20 protein-coding genes and 1 tRNA gene are annotated in these 20,658 nt (G+C 55.0%); 7 read left to right on the top strand and 14 right to left on the bottom strand.

Annotated features, from left to right (window positions below; translation table 11 throughout):
* Window positions 1-5 precede the first annotated feature (5 nt).
* From AC0VXT_RS02365 to AC0VXT_RS02375, 3 genes are all read right to left on the bottom strand, one after another.
* Window positions 6-875, bottom strand: a complete 870-nt coding sequence (locus tag AC0VXT_RS02365; protein WP_475547342.1) for a helix-turn-helix domain-containing protein — start codon at window positions 873-875, stop codon at window positions 6-8.
* Window positions 876-1,147: 272 nt separating this feature from the next.
* Entirely contained in the window at window positions 1,148-1,651 is a 504-nt protein-coding gene (locus AC0VXT_RS02370; RefSeq protein WP_475547343.1) for a disulfide bond formation protein B, read from the bottom strand.
* A 48-nt stretch (window positions 1,652-1,699) separates the two neighbouring features.
* The gene (locus AC0VXT_RS02375) at window positions 1,700-2,287 is read right to left on the bottom strand and encodes a YqaA family protein (protein WP_475547344.1); all 588 of its coding nucleotides are present in this window, start codon (window positions 2,285-2,287) and stop codon (window positions 1,700-1,702) included.
* A gap of 236 nt (window positions 2,288-2,523) precedes the next feature.
* Here AC0VXT_RS02375 and AC0VXT_RS02380 point away from each other — a divergent pair.
* Window positions 2,524-2,609, top strand: a tRNA-Leu gene (locus tag AC0VXT_RS02380).
* A 410-nt stretch (window positions 2,610-3,019) separates the two neighbouring features.
* Here AC0VXT_RS02380 and AC0VXT_RS02385 read toward each other — a convergent pair.
* The gene (locus tag AC0VXT_RS02385) at window positions 3,020-3,715 is read right to left on the bottom strand and encodes a GntR family transcriptional regulator (RefSeq protein ID WP_475547345.1); all 696 of its coding nucleotides are present in this window, start codon (window positions 3,713-3,715) and stop codon (window positions 3,020-3,022) included.
* A gap of 177 nt (window positions 3,716-3,892) precedes the next feature.
* On the opposite strand from AC0VXT_RS02385, the gene AC0VXT_RS02390 reads away from it, so the two are divergent.
* From AC0VXT_RS02390 to AC0VXT_RS02415, 6 genes are all read left to right on the top strand, one after another.
* Window positions 3,893-4,930, top strand: coding sequence for a C-terminal binding protein (locus AC0VXT_RS02390; RefSeq protein ID WP_475547346.1), 1,038 nt, complete (start codon window positions 3,893-3,895; stop codon window positions 4,928-4,930).
* Between the two features lie 99 nt (window positions 4,931-5,029).
* Window positions 5,030-6,046 carry a TRAP transporter substrate-binding protein gene (locus tag AC0VXT_RS02395; protein ID WP_475547347.1) on the top strand — a complete coding sequence of 339 codons (1,017 nt, stop codon included), beginning with the start codon at window positions 5,030-5,032 and terminating at the stop codon, window positions 6,044-6,046.
* Between the two features lie 115 nt (window positions 6,047-6,161).
* Window positions 6,162-6,722, top strand: coding sequence for a TRAP transporter small permease subunit (locus AC0VXT_RS02400; RefSeq protein ID WP_475547348.1), 561 nt, complete (start codon window positions 6,162-6,164; stop codon window positions 6,720-6,722).
* Window positions 6,715-8,043 carry a TRAP transporter large permease gene (locus AC0VXT_RS02405; protein ID WP_475547349.1) on the top strand — a complete coding sequence of 443 codons (1,329 nt, stop codon included), beginning with the start codon at window positions 6,715-6,717 and terminating at the stop codon, window positions 8,041-8,043. Before AC0VXT_RS02400 ends, AC0VXT_RS02405 begins: the two co-directional genes overlap by 8 nt.
* Before the next feature lie 15 nt (window positions 8,044-8,058).
* A complete protein-coding gene (locus AC0VXT_RS02410) occupies window positions 8,059-9,666 on the top strand; it encodes a GMC family oxidoreductase (RefSeq protein ID WP_475547350.1) in 1,608 nt (535 codons plus the stop codon).
* 37 nt (window positions 9,667-9,703) lie between these two features.
* A complete protein-coding gene (locus tag AC0VXT_RS02415; RefSeq protein ID WP_475547351.1) occupies window positions 9,704-10,552 on the top strand; it encodes a fumarylacetoacetate hydrolase family protein in 849 nt (282 codons plus the stop codon).
* A 230-nt stretch (window positions 10,553-10,782) separates the two neighbouring features.
* On the opposite strand, the gene AC0VXT_RS02420 is transcribed toward AC0VXT_RS02415, so the two are convergent.
* From AC0VXT_RS02420 to AC0VXT_RS02465, 10 genes are all read right to left on the bottom strand, one after another.
* Window positions 10,783-11,937: an iron-containing alcohol dehydrogenase gene (locus AC0VXT_RS02420; RefSeq protein ID WP_475547352.1), complete on the bottom strand. Its 1,155-nt coding sequence runs from the start codon at window positions 11,935-11,937 to the stop codon at window positions 10,783-10,785.
* A gap of 22 nt (window positions 11,938-11,959) precedes the next feature.
* Complete coding sequence (locus tag AC0VXT_RS02425; protein WP_475547353.1) at window positions 11,960-13,432, bottom strand: NAD-dependent succinate-semialdehyde dehydrogenase; 1,473 nt, start codon at window positions 13,430-13,432, stop codon at window positions 11,960-11,962.
* A gap of 15 nt (window positions 13,433-13,447) precedes the next feature.
* Window positions 13,448-14,602: an iron-containing alcohol dehydrogenase gene (locus AC0VXT_RS02430; protein WP_475547354.1), complete on the bottom strand. Its 1,155-nt coding sequence runs from the start codon at window positions 14,600-14,602 to the stop codon at window positions 13,448-13,450.
* 26 nt (window positions 14,603-14,628) lie between these two features.
* Complete coding sequence (locus AC0VXT_RS02435) at window positions 14,629-15,291, bottom strand: ABC transporter ATP-binding protein (protein ID WP_417822987.1); 663 nt, start codon at window positions 15,289-15,291, stop codon at window positions 14,629-14,631.
* A complete protein-coding gene (locus tag AC0VXT_RS02440) occupies window positions 15,288-16,064 on the bottom strand; it encodes an ABC transporter ATP-binding protein (protein WP_475547355.1) in 777 nt (258 codons plus the stop codon). The genes AC0VXT_RS02435 and AC0VXT_RS02440 overlap by 4 nt, the downstream gene beginning before the upstream one ends.
* Window positions 16,061-17,008 (bottom strand): branched-chain amino acid ABC transporter permease, encoded by a 948-nt coding sequence (locus tag AC0VXT_RS02445; RefSeq protein ID WP_475547356.1) that lies wholly within the window; start codon window positions 17,006-17,008, stop codon window positions 16,061-16,063. Before AC0VXT_RS02445 ends, AC0VXT_RS02440 begins: the two co-directional genes overlap by 4 nt.
* Before the next feature lies 1 nt (window position 17,009).
* Complete coding sequence (locus tag AC0VXT_RS02450; protein ID WP_475547357.1) at window positions 17,010-17,909, bottom strand: branched-chain amino acid ABC transporter permease; 900 nt, start codon at window positions 17,907-17,909, stop codon at window positions 17,010-17,012.
* 75 nt (window positions 17,910-17,984) lie between these two features.
* Entirely contained in the window at window positions 17,985-18,767 is a 783-nt protein-coding gene (locus AC0VXT_RS02455) for an ABC transporter substrate-binding protein (RefSeq protein WP_475548558.1), read from the bottom strand.
* Complete coding sequence (locus tag AC0VXT_RS02460; RefSeq protein WP_475547358.1) at window positions 18,655-19,299, bottom strand: ABC transporter substrate-binding protein; 645 nt, start codon at window positions 19,297-19,299, stop codon at window positions 18,655-18,657. Before AC0VXT_RS02460 ends, AC0VXT_RS02455 begins: the two co-directional genes overlap by 113 nt.
* A 21-nt stretch (window positions 19,300-19,320) precedes the next feature.
* A complete protein-coding gene (locus AC0VXT_RS02465; protein WP_475547359.1) occupies window positions 19,321-20,658 on the bottom strand; it encodes an ABC transporter substrate-binding protein in 1,338 nt (445 codons plus the stop codon).

A 20,658-nucleotide genomic window follows, 5' to 3' on the forward strand; every position in this document is an offset into this window, starting at 1 on the left:
TAATTTCAGGCGGCGGTTTCTTTGCGCCATGCACCGGGGGTGGTTCCGACGATTCGGCGGAAAACACGGGTGAGGTGGGCTTGGTCAGCAAAGCCGACGCTGGCGGCAACATTGGCAAGCGATGTGCTACTCTGGCTTAGAAGGTCCATGGCACGTTCGACCCGTGCCTTCATCTGCCATTGCTGTGGTGGCATGCCGGTTGAGGCGCGAAATGCCGAGCAAAAATAGGACTGGGAAAGCCTGGTCAGCTGGGCAAGTTCATCCAGACGGATGGTGCGACCGCAATTTTGTTCAATATAGGCAACCGATTTGCGCAAGTGATGCGGGGCAAGTTTGCCGCGTTTGCGCGGTAAGGTCTCGGGCTTGCGCGGTTCAAGCAAGGCAGCGGTCAGGGCGGTTACAAGCCCGTCGCCGTAAATCTGCGGCCCGGATATGCCGTTTTCAAGATCATCGGCAATCAGCCGGACCAATGCATTGATACGCGGGTCGCAAAACCCGATGCGCGGGGTTTCCAGTGCAGTACGATCAACCGTTGTGCCAAGACTGGTTTCAATCGCGTTGACATCAAGATGGATATCAAGATGACGCAGCCGGCATTTTCCGAGAATTTCAGAAGAAACTTCCATGCCCGCTGGAATGTAAGACAGACACCCCTGCCCATGCTGATCCTGACGAAGTTCATCACCCGCAGCCTTGACCTGAACACGGGCGTCGCCAACACAGTCAAGAAAGGCAACCAGACGCGGGGCTTGCGAAACGTATGTCCCGCCAGCTTCCTGTTCACATTCGACATGCCATAGATCGGTAATGGCTGCATTCCAGCGACGGAAACGCAGATCATCACGAAGGGAAATACCTTCGATCTGACTGGTCATGTGTGGATGGAACGTGCTGTCGCGCAATTTAGCTCAGGTCCGTGTGGTGTAAAACAATGTTGTGCGAAACCGCCAAGAATCGCTGACTGAATATAACCGGGAATATCCTGCAAACAATAACAATTCGCATTATCAATCGAGTATTTGTTCATTTTGCGCGGTATTGTTCGCTTTTTAGGTGTGTCGTGTTGTGAAAAAACCCGCCTGAGGTGTCAGGCGGGTTTTGACTGTGCGTAAACCGCTATCACATCAAAGGTGTGATTTTGTATGGTTTATTTCTTCATCCAGCGTGACGGTGCGATCAGGCAAAAGACCGTCAATGCCGCAGAAAAGAACAAATTGACCGTTGGCATGGTGATACCAAACAGTTTCCAGTCGATCTTGTCACAGCGGATAATCGGCTGCGCCATGAGTTGCGCCTTAAGGTCGGCAACTGAACTGGCACCACTTTCAACGCCGCCGCACATGGCTGGACCCTGCCACCAAAGCTCTTGTACGCCGACGTGATAAAACGCAATTGCGGTGCCGGCCGCAAATGTAATGCCACACAGATAAATAACAAACCGTGCGGCAGCTGGAAAGCGCAGCAGCAATAACGCAATAACCGAAAGTCCCGCGACACCATAAAATGGCATGCGTTGATACAGGCACAAAACGCACGGCAGAAGCTTCTGGACATATTGCGCGTAAAAGGCAAAGCCAAGGCTGCCAACCGATACCAGCAAAAGTGCGACCGGTGGAAAGGCTGACATTGTGCGGGTGCGGTACTGTTTCATTATCAAGAGGTCCGTATTGCGTGGATGCTGTTTTGGGCGGGGACGGCCTTAGCCATGCGGCACAAGTTTGATCGCGGCAAAGCCACCAATAAGAACCACAACAAATATGGTGAAAAGGAGGCCCAATCGCCGTTCGATAAAGTCGCGAATTGCCGGACCGAACTTCCAAATCAGGGCGGCAATGACAAAGAACCGCAATCCACGCGCAAAGATCGAGGCAACGGTAAACACAACAGGATCAAGGGCCGTAACCCCTGACAGGATCGTGATGACTTTATAGGGGAACGGCGTCACACCGGCGATAAACACCGCCCAGGCACCCCATTCATTATAGTAATCGCGGAATTGATCAAACTTTGCGGCATAACCATAAAGCTGAAGAACGGGCTGGCCGACGGCTTCAAACAGGAAATACCCGATGCCATAACCAACTATCCCGCCAAGAACCGACCCCACAAGACAGATCAGCGCATAACGCCATGCCTTGGTCGGTGCGGCAATGATCATGGGGATCAAAAGAATATCGGGTGGGATCGGAAAGACCGAGCTTTCAATCGCAGCAATGAAAAACAGTGCCAATCCCGCGTGGCGGTGGGCGGCAAGATTCATGGTCCAGTCATACAGGCTGCGAAGCACGGCGGGTGCGCCTTCTAATCTAAGTGTTATTTTATGAGTTGATCGAAATTTGACATGTGTCGGGTTCTTACCCGCCAAATACGCGCCGATCAAAGCGTATTTTGCCCCTAATCGCAACGCTGCAGTTCATTGTGGGCCGGATCCTTGCATTTTTGCATAAACCCCCATTGACCCCACGAAAATTACAGCTATTATCCCGCCCGTTGATGGGGGTGCAGCACGCACCCATATAGCCTGCCCCTGTGGCGGAATTGGTAGACGCGGCAGACTCAAAATCTGTTTCTCTTTGAGAGTGGGAGTTCGATTCTCCCCGGGGGCACCATCACACTTTCCCTTGCTTTCAGCAATTTAATAATCGCGCCAGATATGCTCATTCCGTATGGGAAAATTGGGCCATTCCGTATTTTTGTTTGGAGCGCCTTCTCAGAGATGGCTTTAAGGCCTTAAATACCGCAAACTTCTTAATGAAGTACGACGCCGATATTTCAGGTGTTTAGTCCCGGTACTTGATGTGACATCGACGGTTCGGTGCTTGCGCTGTGGTGCTGGCCTTTTCCGCATGTATGGCAGGGGCCCGCAGCCATTGTCACTGGCTATCGCATAGGCCGCCTCACGGTTTTCTTTACCTTTGCGCGCGAAATCTCAAAGCCGTTTTTACGCAAGCCACTGGTAGCAACGCGCACCGTATGTGGCTGCTAGTATCCAGATATCCCACGAGCGCGATAAAAGTGATTACGACAGCAACATTGCATACTCTTCATCAGAGCGTCGGCGGCTTTTAGTACGCTGGTTGATGTTCGCAGACGGCAGTGAAATCGACCGGTTGATCACCAGAATGTGCTCTTCGAGCAAGGCCTGCGCGTCATCAAACTGGTGTTTCGCCATCAAGTCGCGCATCTGCGTGTGTTCGGCAAAGGAGCGCTGCCAGAAATCCCCTGCACCCGATTGCAAATGAGCGCGCAGAGCTTCCAGCGCCGTAGCCGTCAGATCATAGGCTTTTTCCAGATAGCGGTTGCCGGCATGACGCAGAATCACACGGTGATATGCACTGTCTGCACGGCTGTAGAGCGTGAATTCCTGAACATCAATCGCGTGCTGCATTTGCGCGATCGCCGCTGATAGCCCTTGCACAAGACCATCCGGGTCACGCACCAGCGCGCTGCCGAGTGCCTCGCGCTCAAGCATCGCGCGAAAATGGCTCATCTCTTTGACGTCCTGCGGCGTGGGTGTAAAAACATACGTCCCGGCCTGCGGCACAATGCTGACCAGCCCCATATCGCGCAGATCTGTGAACGCCGCGCGCACGGGTGCTTTGCTCATGCCCAGCGCACGGGCAATCTGCTCCTCGGACAGCCGCTCGCCAAATTCAAGCTTGCCCGACACGATCGCACCGCGAAGTCGTTCACAAGCCTCTTGAGTGAGCGACACAGCACTCTCCTTCGCATTTTCAGATCAGTTCCGTGAGGGCAACAATTGCCATCAATCCCCTGATTTTGCTCAGCTATCAAACACCAAAGAATCACAGTTGACAAGTCATTAAAATTCTAGAATTCTAGAATAACGATTTGATGATACCTGATGCCGATGAACCCCGAAGAGGTCCTTATGTCACGCTTCCGCCTACTCACACCCGATGCCCAGTATCCAGACGACGCGCAGATTGAGCGCCGCACGGCCGGCGATCAGGTTGACTGGAATATTTTCCGGGAACGTTTGCCGGAAAATATTCCAACCGATGTGCTGGGCACATGCGATGCGATGGTGGTGTGGCATGAAATGCCGGTGACCCGCGAGGTGATTGCAAAGCTTGACCGGTGCCGGATCATCGTGCGCGCCGGTGTCGGATTTGACCATATTGATCTGGATGCAGCGGCCGAAGCGGGCATCCCGGTGTGCAACACGCCGGACTACGGCACAAGCGAGGTTGCCGATCATGCCATCGCGCTGATGCTGACGATGCGCCGTGGTATCGGTTCGTACCACAGAAACCTGATGGACTCGCCACGGGGCGGATTTGACCATGCCCGTGCCCCGCTGCTGGCACGACTTCGCGGCAAAACATTCGGCGTTGTCGGTCTTGGCCGCATTGGCATTGCCACGGCCCTTCGGGCAAAGGCGTTCGGCATGCGCGTTCTGGCGTATGATCCGCTCGTATCGAGAGGCACTGAAATTGCCGCCGGTGTTGACCGCTGTGATCGGCTTGAGGATCTTCTGGCGCAAAGTGACGTTGTCAGCCTGCACTGCCCGCTGACTGCTGAAAGCCACAAGATGATCAACGCGGAAAGGCTGGCCGCGATGCAGCCCCATGCAATACTGATCAACACCGCACGCGGCGCAATTATCGACATTGACGCACTGCTTGATGCCTTGCGAAACGGCACGATTGCCGGTGCGGGTATTGATGTGCTGCCGATCGAACCGCCCGCACCCGAAGATGCAATCGCGCTGGCCTATGCCAATGGCAAGGATCCGATTGTCGGCGAGCGATTGTTTTTGACACCGCATGCGGCATGGTCGAGTCCTGAAAGTGTGGCGGACGCGCGCCGCCTCTCGGTTGAAACCGCGATGCAATATCTGCGCGACGGTACGCTGCGTAATCTGGTTAACGCACCGGCGCAAACCCGTTTGAGCCAAGCTAGCTAATCTTGGTGCAGGCAGACAGTCTGACTTACGAACTGACTTGCGAAATGGTCCAAAGGCATGGGATCGCTAAAACATGCTTTAATCAGGGAGGAAAACATTATGAAAAAAACATATCTCGGCGTTGCGTTTGCAGCACTTCTGATGAGCGGCACCACGGCCGCAGCACAGGAATTTGATCTTACATTCCAGTCGGTTGATCCGGCCGGAAACCCCAACTTCGCCATTCAAAAAGAGTGGACCGAACGCGTTAATAAAATGTCGGGCGGGCGTATTGCCATCGAACTTCTGCCGGTTGGCGCGGTTGTTAATTACAGCGAGACACAGGAAGCTGTCGGCTCCGGTATTCTCGATGGCCACATCACCGATGTCAGCTATTTTTCCGGCAAGGACCCGGCGTTTGGCCTTGTCGCCAATCCGATTGGCGCATGGGCGTCGCCTGATGAAATGTTCCGTTTCATCAATTACGGCGGCGGCTATGAGTTGATGAATGAACTTGAAGAGCCGTACGGCCTGCGTTTTGTCGGCGCGACGACAACCGGCCTTGAGGGCTTTGTGTCTGACCGCCCGCTTGACGGGGTTGCCGATCTTAAAGGCCTGAAAGTGCGTGCGCCCGAAGGGCTCATTCAGGAAGTCTTTGCCGCTGCGGGTGCGGTTCCCGTGAACCTGCCCTATTCGGAGGTTTATACCTCGCTCGACAAGGGCGTGATTGATGCGGCTGATTCCACGGTGTTTTCAACCAACCACCAGCAGGGCCTGCATAAAGTTGCCGTCCACCCTGTCTATCCGGGCTTCCATTCCATGCCGCTGGTCGAAGTATCGATGAACCTTGAGAAATGGAATTCGATGCCCGAAGACCTGCAGGAAATCATGACGGTTTCCGTGCGTGACTTTGCACAGGATGCCGTTGCCCAACTGTCGATGAATGACCTGAAAGCTGTGGCGGAAGCAAAAGCAGATCCGTCCATCACCGTTCACAACTGGTCGGCCGAAGAACGTGCAAAATTCCGCACGATTGCAATGGACCAGTGGTCAAAGGTCGCTGCGCAGTCTGAAAATGCGCAGAAGGTCTATGACTTGCTGACCGAATATCTGGAATCGCAAGGTCTGTTGGACTGACACCATGTTTCCGGGCGCGTTGATCGCGCCCGGATATTTTTCCGATCATCATTCTGCTTGAAACGATTGGCCAGCCATGTCCGCGCCCTCCGATCATAAACCCACCGCACCCGATGTGCCGCAAACCGGCGCGCCTCAAAGCGAAGCTCTTCCGCAGGCCGGTTGGCTTGGACGCGCCATAACAGTCGCCGCGCGTGCATTTGCGGTCTGTATCCTCGCGGCGATGGCGATCCTCGTAACGGAGGTTTTCCTGCGCTATGTGTTCAATCGGCCGACGATGTGGGCGCATGAGACAACCATATTTTTAAGTGCCGTCACCTTTATCTTCGGCGGTCTTTACTGTGTTGCACGCAACACGCATATCCGCGTTGTCCTGATTTATGATGTTGTCAGGTCGTCTGCACGCAATGTGCTCGATGTGGTCATTTCAATCGCTTGTCTGGGGGCCAGCCTGTTTTTCGCATGGGCTTCGTGGCTTATGGTTAAAAAGGCAATGTTCCGCCCAGACGGCAGCTTCGCTCTGGAAACCAGCGGAAGCGCCTGGAACTCGCCCGCTCCCGCAGTTTTGAAAATATTCCTGCTGTGCGTACTCGTTACCATGAGCATCCAGTTCCTCATCCTGACGTTCAATTACGCACGCGGCACCAAAGCGCCAAAAGGGCATGACGATGTTTGACCTTCTTGATCTTGGACTGAACCTCAAGGCACTGGGGATCGGTTGGGGAACATTGCTGATGTTCGCCGTTCTGGTCGCGCTGTTGTTAACGGGAACGCCGCTTGCAATGGTGACCCTGCTTGTCGCGCTGATTTTCGCGGTGGGCTGGTTCGGCCCAAGCTCGGTGCCTTTGATCACCAGCCGCGTTTACAGTTTCGTGTCATCCTTTGTGTTTGTCTCGGTGCCGATGTTCGTGCTGATGGCGGCAATCCTCGATCGTTCGGGCATTGCGCGCGACCTGTTTGACGCGATGAAACTCGTCGGCGGCCGCCTTCGTGGCGGTGTCGCCGTCCAGACGATTTTCGTGGCCGTCATTCTTGCGGCGATGAGCGGCATTATCGGCGGTGAAATTGTACTACTCGGCCTTGTCGCCCTGCCACAGATGCTACGCCTTGGCTACAATCGGCGCCTGGCAATCGGCGTTGTGTGCGCCGGCGGCTCGCTGGGCACAATGGTGCCGCCATCGATCGTCCTGATCATTTACGGCCTGACCGCCAATATCTCGGTCGGCGATCTTTTTACCGCAGCCTTCCTGCCGGGTTTCATGCTGGCCGGGCTCTATATCGCCTATATTCTTCTGCGCTCCTATCTTGACCCGAATGCCGCACCGCCCGCACCTGTGGAGCGTGTCGCGTTCCGCGATAACCTGCCGCTGCTGCGGGGCCTCGTCCTGCCGTTACTGGTGGTATTTACTGTGCTCGGCTCCATTTATGGCGGCGTCGCATCGGTCACAGAGGCTTCCGCCATCGGCGTTGCAGGCGTCATTGTCTCAACCATTTTGCGTCGGGAATTCTCGTTTCGCATGCTGATGGATGCAGCACTGCACACATTGGCAACAGTCGGCATGATCATGTGGATCGGCATCGGCGCAAGCGCACTGGTTGGGGTTTATAATCTCATGGGCGGCATCCGCTTTATTTCGCAGCTGATTACCGGCATCTCAGAAGAGCCGATGGTCATTATCCTGTTCATGATGCTGATTCTTTTCATCCTCGGCATGTTTCTTGACTGGGTCGGCATCGCGCTTTTGACCATGCCCATTTTCGTGCCGATCATTCTTGAACTTGGGTATGATCCGGTCTGGTTCGGCGTGCTGTTTGCCATGAACATGCAAGTCTCTTTCCTGACACCGCCTTTCGGGCCCGCCGCGTTTTATCTGAAAAGCGTGACGCCGCCCGACATCACGCTTGGCGAGATATTCAGATCGCTTGCGCCGTTCATTTGCCTTCAGGTCCTGGCCGTCGGTCTGCTGATCCTGTTTCCGGCAATCGCAATTTACTAATTCCCAGGTACCGACATGACACGCACTTTAGACGGCGAGTACGATTATATCATCATTGGTGCGGGTACGGCTGGATGCGTATTGGCAAACCGGCTGAGCGACAACCCGGCCAACCGTGTTCTGCTGATTGAGGCAGGCGGCAAAGACAATTATCCGTGGATCCACATTCCTGTCGGCTATCTTTACTGCATGGGCAATCCGCGCACCGACTGGATGATGAAAACGACTAAAGAGGCAGGCTTGAACGGGCGCCAGCTGGCGTATCCGCGCGGCAAGGTTCTGGGTGGATGCAGCTCAATCAACGGCATGATTTACATGCGCGGGCAGGCCGCCGATTATGACGGCTGGGCACAGATGGGAAATAGCGGTTGGGGTTGGGATGATGTCCTTCCGTATTTTATCCGATCCCAGGACCGGCCGGGCGGGGATGGCAAAATCCACGGCAAGGGTGGCGAATGGAAAGTCGCCCGCCAACGCCTTAAATGGGATCTGCTCGATGATTTTCAGCGCGCCGCAGAAGAGATGGGTGTGCCGCCGACCGATGATTTTAACGGCGGTGATAATGAGGGTGCTGGTTATTTCGAGGTCAACCAGAACGGCGGGCGTCGCTGGAGTGCGGCACGGGCGTTTCTTAAGCCTGCGCTTAAGCGCCCCAATTTGCGCCTTTTAACCCATGCCCATGTTCAAAAGATCACATTTGAGGATGGCCGTGCCAATGCCGTGACAATAACGCATAAAGGTTCTGTTTTTCAGGCGACGGCAAAATCGGAGATCATTCTTGCCGCTGGTGCAATCCATTCCCCGGCACTGCTTGAAGCATCGGGCATCGGGCAGGGTGAACGCCTTAAAAGTGCGGGCATTGATGTGCATTGCGATATGCCCGATGTAGGCGAAAACCTGCAAGATCATCTACAGCTGCGGATGATTTTCCGGGTTAAAAATGCCCGCACGCTCAATCAGGTGGCCAATTCATGGTCGGGAAAAATCGGAATGGGGGCGCGTTATTTGTGGAACCGGTCGGGCCCATTGTCCATGGCACCGAGCCAGTTTGGCATTTTCACCAAAAGCAGTTCCGAAATCGCAACGCCGGACCTTGAATATCACATTCAGCCGCTGTTGACCGACAAACTCGGGGAGCCGCTTCATCCCTATCCGGCGGTGACGGTGTCGGTGTGCAACCTGCGCCCCGAAAGCCGTGGTTCGACCCACATATCAAGCACCGGACCATCCGCACAGCCCGAGATTGCACCGCGTTATCTTAGTGCTAGTCGCGACGTGGAGGTTGCGGTTTGCGCGCTGCGTCAGGCGCGGCACTTGATGACCATGCAGGCATTGAAAAAATATGCCCCACACGAAAACCTTCCGGGGGCGGACATCACAGACGATGCCAGTCTGGCGCGTGCCGCCGGGGATATCGGCACAACCATTTTCCATCCCGTTGGAACCTGCCGCATGGGCGTTGATGACGCTGCGGTGGTTGACCCGCAATTGCGTGTGCGTGGTGTCACCGGTCTGCGCATTGTTGATGCGTCGATCATGCCGCGCATTGTATCGGGCAACACCGCGTCACCAGTGGTGATGATCGCGGAAAAAGCCGCCGACATGATTTTGCGCTCTGCCTGAGCGCGCACCTAAAAGAACGTTTTGAAAGGACTGAAGTATGAAGTTTCTCCGCCACGGCCCCATCGGAAGTGAAAAGCCCGGATGCCTTGATTCTGAAGGCAACATACGCGATCTTTCCGCCGTGATTGCCGACTTCACCCCAGAAACCGTGACCTGCGAGCAACTGGCGGCATTGGCGGAGCGTGATCTATCCGATTTGCCAATCATTGATGCCGCCACGCGCATCGGCCCGTGCGTTGGTGCGGCACGCAACTTTTATGCGGTGGGTTTGAATTACGCCCGCCATGCGCGCGAAACCAACAATCCCGAGCCGAAAGAACCCGTTCTTTTTTCAAAATCAACATCAAGCATTTGCGGGCCAAACGATCCGATCATTTTGCCGCGCGGCTCTGAGAAAACCGACTGGGAAGTCGAACTGGGCATCATCATCGGCCGCCCGTGCGGCTACGTCAGCAAAGATGAAGCGCTCGATTACGTCGCCGGTTTTTGTACGATCAACGATGTCAGCGAGCGCGCCTATCAGATCGAGCGCGGCGGCCAATGGATCAAAGGAAAATCAGCACCAAATTTCGGCCCGCTTGGCCCGTGGCTGGTCACACCTGATGAGACAGGCGACCCCCAAAATCTGGCCTTGAGCCTTTCTGTGAACGGCGAGACTGTGCAGAATAGCTCAACCGCCGACATGATTTTCTCCGTGGCTGAAATCATATCCTATATGTCTGGCTTTATGCGTCTGATGCCGGGCGATATTATCGCGACGGGAACGCCAGAAGGTGTGGGTCTGGGCCTGACGCCGCCGCGCTTTTTGAGTGCCGGTGATATCGTCGAACTGTCTGTTGAGGGGCTTGGCACACAGCGGCAGACTGTTGTGGCAAATGACCAATGACGATTTAGTTTTGATGTCTGTGGTTAACACTTATTCATGACGTCGATTCTGTCAGGAACTTTTAAAACACTGGTGTTCTGGCACCAGGAAACGATAGGTTGAGCTGCACGCTTTTCCTGAAAAGGTTGGGTTTTGCTGTTTCTGGGCTTCATCGTTTTTTTTAGCCAGAACAAACACCCCCGATATCTGATTAGGGTACTGGGGGTGTTTGTCCTATGTGATCGTCTTGGTTAGTAAACCTCGCGGTAGATTGCCTCAATATCCTTGGCGGTCATGTCGCGTGGGTTGCTTTCGATTAGGCGGTATATCTTGGTGAAGACTTCTTCTGCCATTTCAGGAAGCGAATCTTCGGTAACGCCAAGATCACGTAGCCGGGTTTCAAGACCGCTTGCGGGCACCATTTCTTCAATCCGGCGGACAAAGGCCTCGGCAGCCTCATCGTCGGATGCGAAATCGGCATCCTCAATCAGGCACGGGGCCAGCTCCGCATAAAGTGTGCGTGCCGCTGGCAGGTTAAACCGCAGAACCTGCGCCATCACCAACGCATTGGCATGGCCATGCGGGATATGGAACCGTGCACCAAGCGGATAAGCCAACCCATGAATGGCGGCAACCGACGCATTGGCAAATGCCATCCCGGCAATCAGGGACCCTTGCAGCATGGCAGACCGCGCATCCTTATCGCCCGGGTTTTCAATCACCTTCATCAGGTTTTTGCCCAGCAGCGACAGGGCGGTGATCGCCATGCCATCGGCAATCGGGTTTTTACGCGTCCGGCTGGTATAACCTTCAATCGCATGGACCATCGCATCAAGGCCTGTGGCCGCTGTGACCTTTTGCGGCAAGCCATAGGTCAGTTCCGCATCAAGCAATGCGATGTCGGGCATCAATTGCGGAGTATAGACAACTTGTTTTAGGTGATCTGGATCGGTAATTACCGACACCCATGTCACTTCTGATCCAGTTCCCGCCGTGGTCGGGATCTGGATCAGCGGCAGGCGATCACCTGTCGCTTTGTCTATGCCGTAAATTTCTTCGATGGTTTGGTCGCTATTGGCCAACAGCGCAACCAGCTTTGCACTGTCAAGCGAGCTTCCGCCGCCAAGGCCAATAATCCCGTCCGCCTTCCAGTCCTTGGCGCCGTCAATCGCCTGTTGGACGACATGCTGGGGTGGATCGGCGGCAACGTCGGAAAAGACCCGCACGGCGATGCCAACCGATTCCAGTGATTTTTGCGCCTGATCGGCAAAACCAAGGGCGACAATGCCCGGATCGCAAATGATGGTGACACGGGTGGCACCAAGTTCCTTCATCAGCAGGCCGACTCTGGCAATGCCACCTGCCTCGCAAACGATGCGCGCGACACTTCGAAACATGAAACTCATGGTGGGGCTCCTTGATCGCAGATCAGTTGGCTTTTCCGGCAAGACCGCCGAGGCACATGTATTTGATTTCAACAAAGTCATCGACGCCGTATTTCGACCCTTCGCGGCCGATCCCGGATTCTTTGACACCGCCAAACGGGGCGGATTCTGTTGAAATGATCCCTTCATTGATGCCGATAATGCCGTATTCCAACGCTTCGCCGACACGCCAGATCCGGCCAATGTCACGGGCATAGAAATAGGCTGCCAACCCAAACGGCGTGTCGTTTGCCATGCGGATGGCCTCATCCTCGCTGCTGAACTTAAACAGCGGCGCGACCGGACCAAAGATTTCCTCGGAAAACATCCGCATGTCATCGGTCACCCCGGTCAAGATGGTCGGGGTGAAAAAGTTGCTGTCAGGACGATGGCGGGCACCACCAAGAATGGCTGTCGCCCCCTTGGAAATCGCATCGGCGACCAGTGTTTCGACCTTTTCGATGGCCTTGGTATTGATCAGTGGACCTTGGGTAATGCCATCTTCCATGCCATTGCCAACACGCAGCTTTGCAACGGCCTCGGCCAGTTTTTCGGCAAAGGCATCATAGACACCCTCTTGCACCAGAATACGGTTGGCACAGACACAGGTTTGTCCCGCATTGCGGTATTTTGATGCAATCGCACCGGCCACGGCCTCGTCAAGATCAGCATCGTCAAACACGATGAACGGTGCATTGCCGCCAAGCTCCAGACTGACCTTTTTCACCGTATCGGAACATTGCCGCATCAAAAGTTTGCCGACCTGTGTGGAGCCGGTGAACGACAGTTTACGGACAATTGGATTGGATGTGAGTTCATTGCCGATCTCCGCCCCATGCGATGCGGTAACGACATTGATCACCCCGTCGGGGAACCCGGCACGTTTCGCCAGTTCGGCCAATGCCAATGCCGTAAGCGGGGTGTCTTCCGCCGGTTTGATCACAACCGTGCAGCCTGCAGCCAGTGCCGGGGCACATTTGCGCGTGATCATCGCCATCGGGAAGTTCCACGGCGTGATGGCGGCAACAACACCAATTGGCTGTTTGATGGTGATGATGCGCTTGTCAGCCCCGTGCGATGGAATGACATCGCCGTAAATGCGTTTGCCTTCTTCGGCAAACCATTCAATGAAGGACGCCCCATAGGCAACTTCGCCTGCTGCCTCGGCAAGCGGTTTGCCCTGTTCGCGGGTCATCAAAAGCGCAAGGTCATCCTTGGCAGCCATGCACAGGTCAAACCATTTGCGCAAAACAGCTGCGCGGTCCTTGGCGGTGCGTGCGCGCCATGCCGGAAGTGCATCATTGGCACTGTTGATTGCCTGACGAGTCTCAGACGTCCCCATATCGGGCACATTTGCAAGGTGCTCTCCGGTCGCGGGATCAAGAACGGCAAAGGTATTGCCGCTGGTCGCATCAATCCATGCGCCATTGATGTGGCCCTTGGTCTGCCAAAGGCCGGGATCATTTAACATAAGCATTGTGGGGCTCCGTCCTTAAAGCACGCTGGCGTAAATTGCGCGCGCCGCGTCAAAGGTCATCTCACGCGGATTGTTGATCAAAAGGCGTTCGACCTTCATCGCGTCAGTGGCGAGCATATCCAGATCGCTTTCGCTGACACCAACTTCGCGCAGCGTTTTGGCAAATGGCATGCGGTTGACCATGTCGGTCATGAACGCAATGAACCGATCACAGGCAGCATCATCATCGGCAAACCGTTCACCCGGCAAAACCGCACGGGCCAGTTCGCCATACTGGCGGCATGCAGCGTCACGGTTAAACTTCAGGACCTCGATCAGGACCAAGGCATTGCTATGTCCATGCGGCACATGAAAATGCCCACCCAGCGGATAGGCAAGTGCATGAACCGCCGCCACAGGCGCATTGGCAAATGCCATTCCAGCCATCATCGATCCTTGCAGCATGGCTTCGCGCGCGGCCCGGCTTGGTTTTTTTGAAACCGCATCGTCAATCGTGCTGGTCATCAGTTGCAAACCACGAATGGCCAGACCATCAGACAGCGCATTTTTCTTATGCTTGGTGGTATAGGCCTCAATGGCATGCACCATGGCATCAATGCCGGTCATGGCCGTGATGGATGCTGGAAGTCCCATCGTCAGTTTGGCATCAAGAAGGGCGATATCAGGATAAAGCAACGGGGATACAACCCCCTTCTTTTCCTGTGTCGGGGTGGTGACGATTGAAATCGGGGTAACTTCCGATCCAGTTCCCGCCGTGGTCGGCACCTGAATAAGCGGCAGGCGGGGCCCTTTGGCCAGACCGATACCGTATATGTCAGAAAGCTCTTGATCCTGACCACACAAAAGGGCCACCAATTTGGCAGTATCCATCGAGGATCCGCCGCCAAGTCCGATGATGATATCGGCCTTGAAATCAGCCGCCCCTTTGACCGCCTCAAGAATGGTGCTTTCGGGCGGATCTGCTTCAACCCGCGTCCAAAGCAGTGTTTCGATCCCGGCCTGCTTAAGCGCATCAAACGGGGCATCAATCAGCCCGACCTTTTGCAGGCCGGGATCGGTAATCAGAACAGCGCGTTTTGCACCAAGCTCGTTGCACAAAGCACCAAGCTTAAGCGCACCATCAAATTCGCAAATCACGCGCGGCGTTGTTTCAAACGTAAAGTCGGACATGGAAAACCTCGTCTTGTTCGGGGCGCTTATGCGGGCTGCATGTCGGCGGCGTGAACTGTGCCGCGTTCAATGCGATAGCTGCCCGTCACCAGATCGGATGAATGGCTGTCATCTGATTCAGAAATCAGAACACAAAGGCCACTGCGGCCCAGATTGGCGATGACTTCCGATAGACGCCGCGACAAAACAGGTGCGACACCCTCGAACGGTTCATCAAGCAGCAATAATTTGCGACCCGGCATCAACGCCCGGCCAAGCGATACCAGCTTTTGCTGCCCACCAGATAATTGCAAAGCCCGGCGTTGCCGGAACTGGGCAATTTCCGGCAGGAGGTCATAAACCCACTCAAGCCGTTCCGTTGCATCGGTAATGCCGTTTGTCCATGCGGGCATCAGGATGTTTTCCTCAACCGTAAGCGACGGGATCAGGCGACGGTCTTCGGGCATGTAACTGATGCCGTTTTTGGCCCGCGCGTGATCCGCCATTTTGCGAAGGTCGTTGCCGTCAAAGCTGACGTCGCCGCCGTCAACTTCAAGCAACCCCATAATGGCACGCATCAATGTGGTTTTACCCGCACCGTTGTGACCAATAAGACCAAACATCTGTCCCGATGGCACCGACAACGACACATCGCGCAGGATCGGAATATTGCCGATGGAAACATTCAGGTTTTTGATTTCCAGGGTCATGATGCGCCATTCCCTTTTTTATGAGTTGGACGATGGCCGGTCACAAGGTCGCGGACCCGGTTATCGGCAAGGACTGCTGCGGGTTTGCCGTCGGCAATAATTTCGCCGCTGTAAAACGCCAACACGCGCGAGACATAGCGTTCGACAACGTCCATATCGTGTTCAACAAACAGAACCGTCACACCATGTTGGCGCACCGCATTCATCACCGTATCCATAAGGCCGGTTTTTTCATCCATGCTGACGCCACTGGTTGGCTCATCAAGCAGCAACATCTGCGGATTGCCAATCAGCGCCATGGCGATATCAACCAGTTTACGCGCCCCTTGCGGAACGGCAGTGACTTTTGAATTTTGGTAATTTTCAATGCCGAATTCTGCCAGAATTTCCTCGGCCCGCGCGATGCGGGCGTCGCTTCGAAGCGGACTTAGGAAACTGGGCCGCGGGCTTTCTGCTGCGGCAAGTGCGACAATCAGATTGTCGATCACCGACATATCAGGAAACAGTTGTGCCACCTGAAATGATCGTGCCATGCCCGCACGGGTAATGGCGCGCGGGGAATGTCCAAGGATCGATTTGCCATTGAACAGAATTTCACCCCGTGTCGGTTTCAAGTAACCGGTGACCATATTAATAAAGGTGGTTTTGCCCGCCCCGTTGGATCCGATAACACCGACGACTTCGCCCTTGGCGACCTGCACGTTTAAATCCTTGGCCGCAATCACGGCACCGAATTCTTTGTTCAGGGAACGTGTTTCAAGAATGTTGGTCATGTGCGCTCTCCTGACTTTTCACGTGAGACCAGGCTCCAAAGACCTTTGGGCAGGAATACGATGACGCCAAGCAAGGTGAAACCAAGGATCATCTGCCAGGTGTTGGGCACAAATTCGATCGAATAGGTCCGAACGACCGAGAAGACGATGGCGGCAATAAAAGGTGCCGCGACATGGCCAAGACCGCCGAGAAGGGCAATGAAAATAAATTCGCCCGATGTGGTCCAATAGGCCATTTCAGGATCAACGTGACCGGTGGCAAGGGCGGTTAAGCCACCACCAAGTGCGGACACAGAGGCGGCTGCAACATAGTTGCCATACAAAAGCCAACGCGGGGACAGGCCAAGATATTCCACCCGAACTTCGTTTTCACGCACCGCCTCGCAGATCACACCGATACCGGCCTTGGTGTAACGATGGATCATCACCGCGATCACCAAACCAGACAGAATGGTCATGGTAAAGACGGTTTGCTGGCTATCCGCACCGGTTTCCGGCGCCCAACCAAACAGGGTCCAGTTATGAACGTTAAAGCCATCCGTGCTGCCCAGTCCCTGACTTTTGACCAGAACGCCAAACAGGATCATGGAAAACGCCAGTGACAGCATCGCAAAGAAGATATCGCGGTATCGGGTCAAAAGCAGACCAAGGATCATGGCAACAACAATCGCAACCGCCATACCCAGTGCAAGGGCGGCAACCGCATCATGAATGCCAAAGAACTGGCCGCCCATGCCGACGGTATACCCCCCAATGCAGTAAAACAGACCCTGACCAAATGACACGAGGCCCGACCGCATCTGCATGACCACACCCTGCACGACAAGCGCCTTGGCAAGGGCAATGGTCAAAAGAAAGATCAGCCAGCCGGGTGATACAAAACCAAACAGGACACAGGCGATTGCGACCAGCGCAAGCGAGATTTCAGTTTTATCAAAACGCATGTCAGATTTTCCTCGCCATGGTGCGGCCAAACAGGCCTTCTGGGCGGAACGCCAAAACCAGCGACATCACGCCGTAAATGACGAAAAGTTCGAACTCTGGCGCATAATGCACGGCCGCAGCACGGCTCAGTCCGACAAGAAACGCACCAACAGCCGCACCACCGATGCTGCCAAGGCCACCAATAACGACAACTGCAAAGGCCAGGACGATGACTTCGATCCCGATGCCCGGCACAACCGAAATGGCAGGTGCCGTCAATGCACCGGCAAGCGCGCCAAGCGTGGTGCCCAAAACAAAGGTGATGGTAAACATCAGGCGGACATTGACACCCATGGCAACCGCGATTTCGCGGTCATGGATCACTGCACGCAGGACCTTGCCCTGATTGGTGCGTTCCAGCCACGCCCAAAGGCCAAGGCCAAGAACGGCGGACACACCGACCAGTGCCAGATCGTAATTTGACACCTTAAGCAACCCGAACGCCGTTCGCCCAAGTTCTGTATAGGGTTGATAGGCAAAATACGGGCTAACCCCCCAGACGATTTTCATCGTGTCTTCAAGGATCAGCAAAAGCGCATAGGTAATGATCACCATCAGGATTTCGTCGCGGCCATACATCAGGCGCAGCAATCCACGTTCGACAATCACACCAACAATCAGGCCGGCAACCAGTGCGGCACCAACCAGCAACAGATAGCTGATCCATGCGGGGCCAATGCCGTTGTTGAAATACCAGCCAACCAGTGACGCCGCAGAATAGGCCCCAATGGCGTAAAAACTGCCATGCGCCATATTCAGAATGCGCATCACGCCGTAAATAACGGTCAGGCCAGCGGCAACAAGAAACAGCCACGATGCATAGATCGAACCATCAATCAGGACGGCAAGAAGACTTGTCATCACAAATATCCAATGTGCAGGAAAAGGGGCGGACATCCCGCAATGGGGATGTCCGCAGTCACAGGGAGAATGCGCTTAGTTACACTGAGCGCCCGGGAAACCCTCGGCAATCCACTCAGCAGCAGAAACGCCTTCTGGCGGTGTGACACACTCGCCAGAGAACGAGACTTTATTCACGATGGATGCCTTGTCGTCTTCGTAATGGTATTCGCCGTAGGTGATGCCCTGCATGGCCTGATGACCATTGGCACGCGCCATTTCGACGGTACCCGAAACTGACTCAAAAGTTGCGCCCTTGATGCCGGATGCAAGCTGTTCAGCGGTCGGGATTTCCTTGTCGGCAACGCCGGAATTTTCAGCAGCAAACTTCAGGCCAAGGATCGCCTGCGCCATTTTGGTTGCCGGATAGACCGGATCAAGATCATAGGCTGCGGTGTACGCACCCTTGAACCAGGTGTTCAGCGCGTTGTCCGGTGCAAATGCACCAAACGGGCCACGTGCGCCAATGATCATGCCATTGGGTGCCTGATCCTTATAGGTGGCAAAGCTTGCTTCACCACAGGTCAGAAGGCCGGTCGCATCTTCAAGAAGGCCACGGGCATTTGCCTGCAAGACAAGTGCTTCCATGTCACCACCCCAGAAGGAGGAGTGAACGATTTCCGGGCGTTTAACCGACAGGGCAGAAATTTCTGCGCCGTACTGCCCCTGATAGATTTTCGGGAACTGTTCTTCGACAATTTCTGACTCAGGAAGAAGTTTCGCAGCCGCTGCGGTAAAGTCGGCCCAACTGTCCTGACCCCAGGAATAGTTCTGCTGGATGCCCGAAAGACGGGTGACGTCCGGACGAGTCGCGGCCAGATAGCGCACAGCACCAATGTTGTCGAACGGATGCGTCAAGGCCGGTACGGAACATGTACTGGGCATCTGCATTGTCGGCAAACAGGCGCGGAGTCCCGCAATCATATGCGATGGTGAAGGTTTTAAGCTCTTCGGCGACCGGTGCGATGGCAAGACAATCACCCGATGAAACATAACCGATAACCGCATCGACTTTCTGGCGCTGAACCAGATTACGGTATTCTTCAACCTGCTTGGTGGCTCCACCGGCTTCGTCAATGATCACAGCTTCGATTTCTACGCCATTGATGCCCATTTTGTCGTATGGGGCCGGAAGGTCGCCTTTGTTGAGTGCTTCAACAAGAACCTTGGCAGCATTGGCAGACGGAACACCAAACGGGCCCGCTGCGGCACCTGACAGGAATGTCACGATACCAACGCGGAATTTGCCGTTTTCGGCTGCTGATGCGCCCGTTGCCATACCGGCAGTCAGGGCAAGGGCTGCGACGCCCGAAACCAGATATTTGCTAAAAGTTGCTTTATTATTCTTCACGTTTTCCTCCCTAGGAAAGCTCTATGGTGTTGGCGGTGGTACTGCCTCCGACCCGCCCGCCACCGCGTCGCGGCGGCGTTTGACCATCTCTTTTGACGGCTTGAGGTCTTCGGCGTCGTAGATCGCCCAATTCCCCACCATCAGTTTTGATGGCGGAAAATCTTCGTTATGGACGACCGTGCCCACGGCTTGCGCCTGGACAATCTGGTGGGTATCTGGATCGATGTAGGATGCGAAACCGGGGGGATCTTCCGGAAGGGCCAGTTGCAACCCTTCAAGCGCTTTGATCAGTGCCGCGTCGTCATTGGCTCCACCGGCTTTTTCAATCGCGCGTGCAATCGCGATGATCCCGGTATAGGCGCCTTCGGCGGCATAGGTCGGAAAACGCCCGGTCATTTCATGGAACTGGGTGACAAACCGCTTGTTGCGTCCGGTATCGGGCCAGTTGTTATGATGGCGCGCCGACAGGATCAGCCCCGGATACGGTTGATCGCCAAGGGCGGTCATCACATCGTAATTCGCCCCGGTGTCAAAATTGGCCAGCCGCGTGGTTTCAAAGAACCGCGTGGTGGCGGCCTGCTTGATAAAGGCAATGAAATCTCCGCCCCAAAGTGCGGTCACAACGATGTCGGGTTTGGCCGACTGAAGCGCGTTTATATAGATTGAGTAGTCTGGCTCATACAGCTTTGGCCAAAGTGACCCGACGGTTTCATACGCCACACCAAGATCGGAAAGGGCGAGTTGAAGGTCGGTCCATGACACATGACCGTAATCATAATCCGGGCCGATAAACGCCAGTTTGCGCCAACCGGTTTGTTTTTGCAGATCGCGCAGGTATCGGGCACCGGCGGCCATCGACGTCCAGCTGTCATTGGTCACACGGAAATAATATTTATGCCCGGCCTCGATGCTGAGCCGCGAAGACGCATGATCGGTGCCGACCATGATGATCTTTTCGCGCTGGGCAAGGTCACTAACCGCATGCGCAACACCCGATGAGACAATGCCGCAAAAGAACTGTGCCTTGTCATTGGCAATGAAATCCTGCGCCAATCGTACCGCATAGGATGCCTTGGACCGTGGATCATCGGCAATGACGCGCAGTTTTGGTGCGGGTAACCCGGCTTTGGCTTCCTGGGCAAGGTCATCAAGGGCAATCTTGATCCCGGCGATGCTGTCACGACCATAGGTCGCCGATCGTCCGGTCATTGGGTACAAACAGCCGACAACTGCGTCCGCTTCTGCGGATGTGGCGCCAAGCTCAAAACGTTCTGCCTGTGCGGGTATCCCCGCCAACAAGACCAGCGTTGCGACAATTATGGTGATGCACCCGGAAACCGGGTGTTTGAGCATCTCCAT

It is taken from the genome of Thalassospira sp. Z349TD_5 (assembly GCF_056173045.1).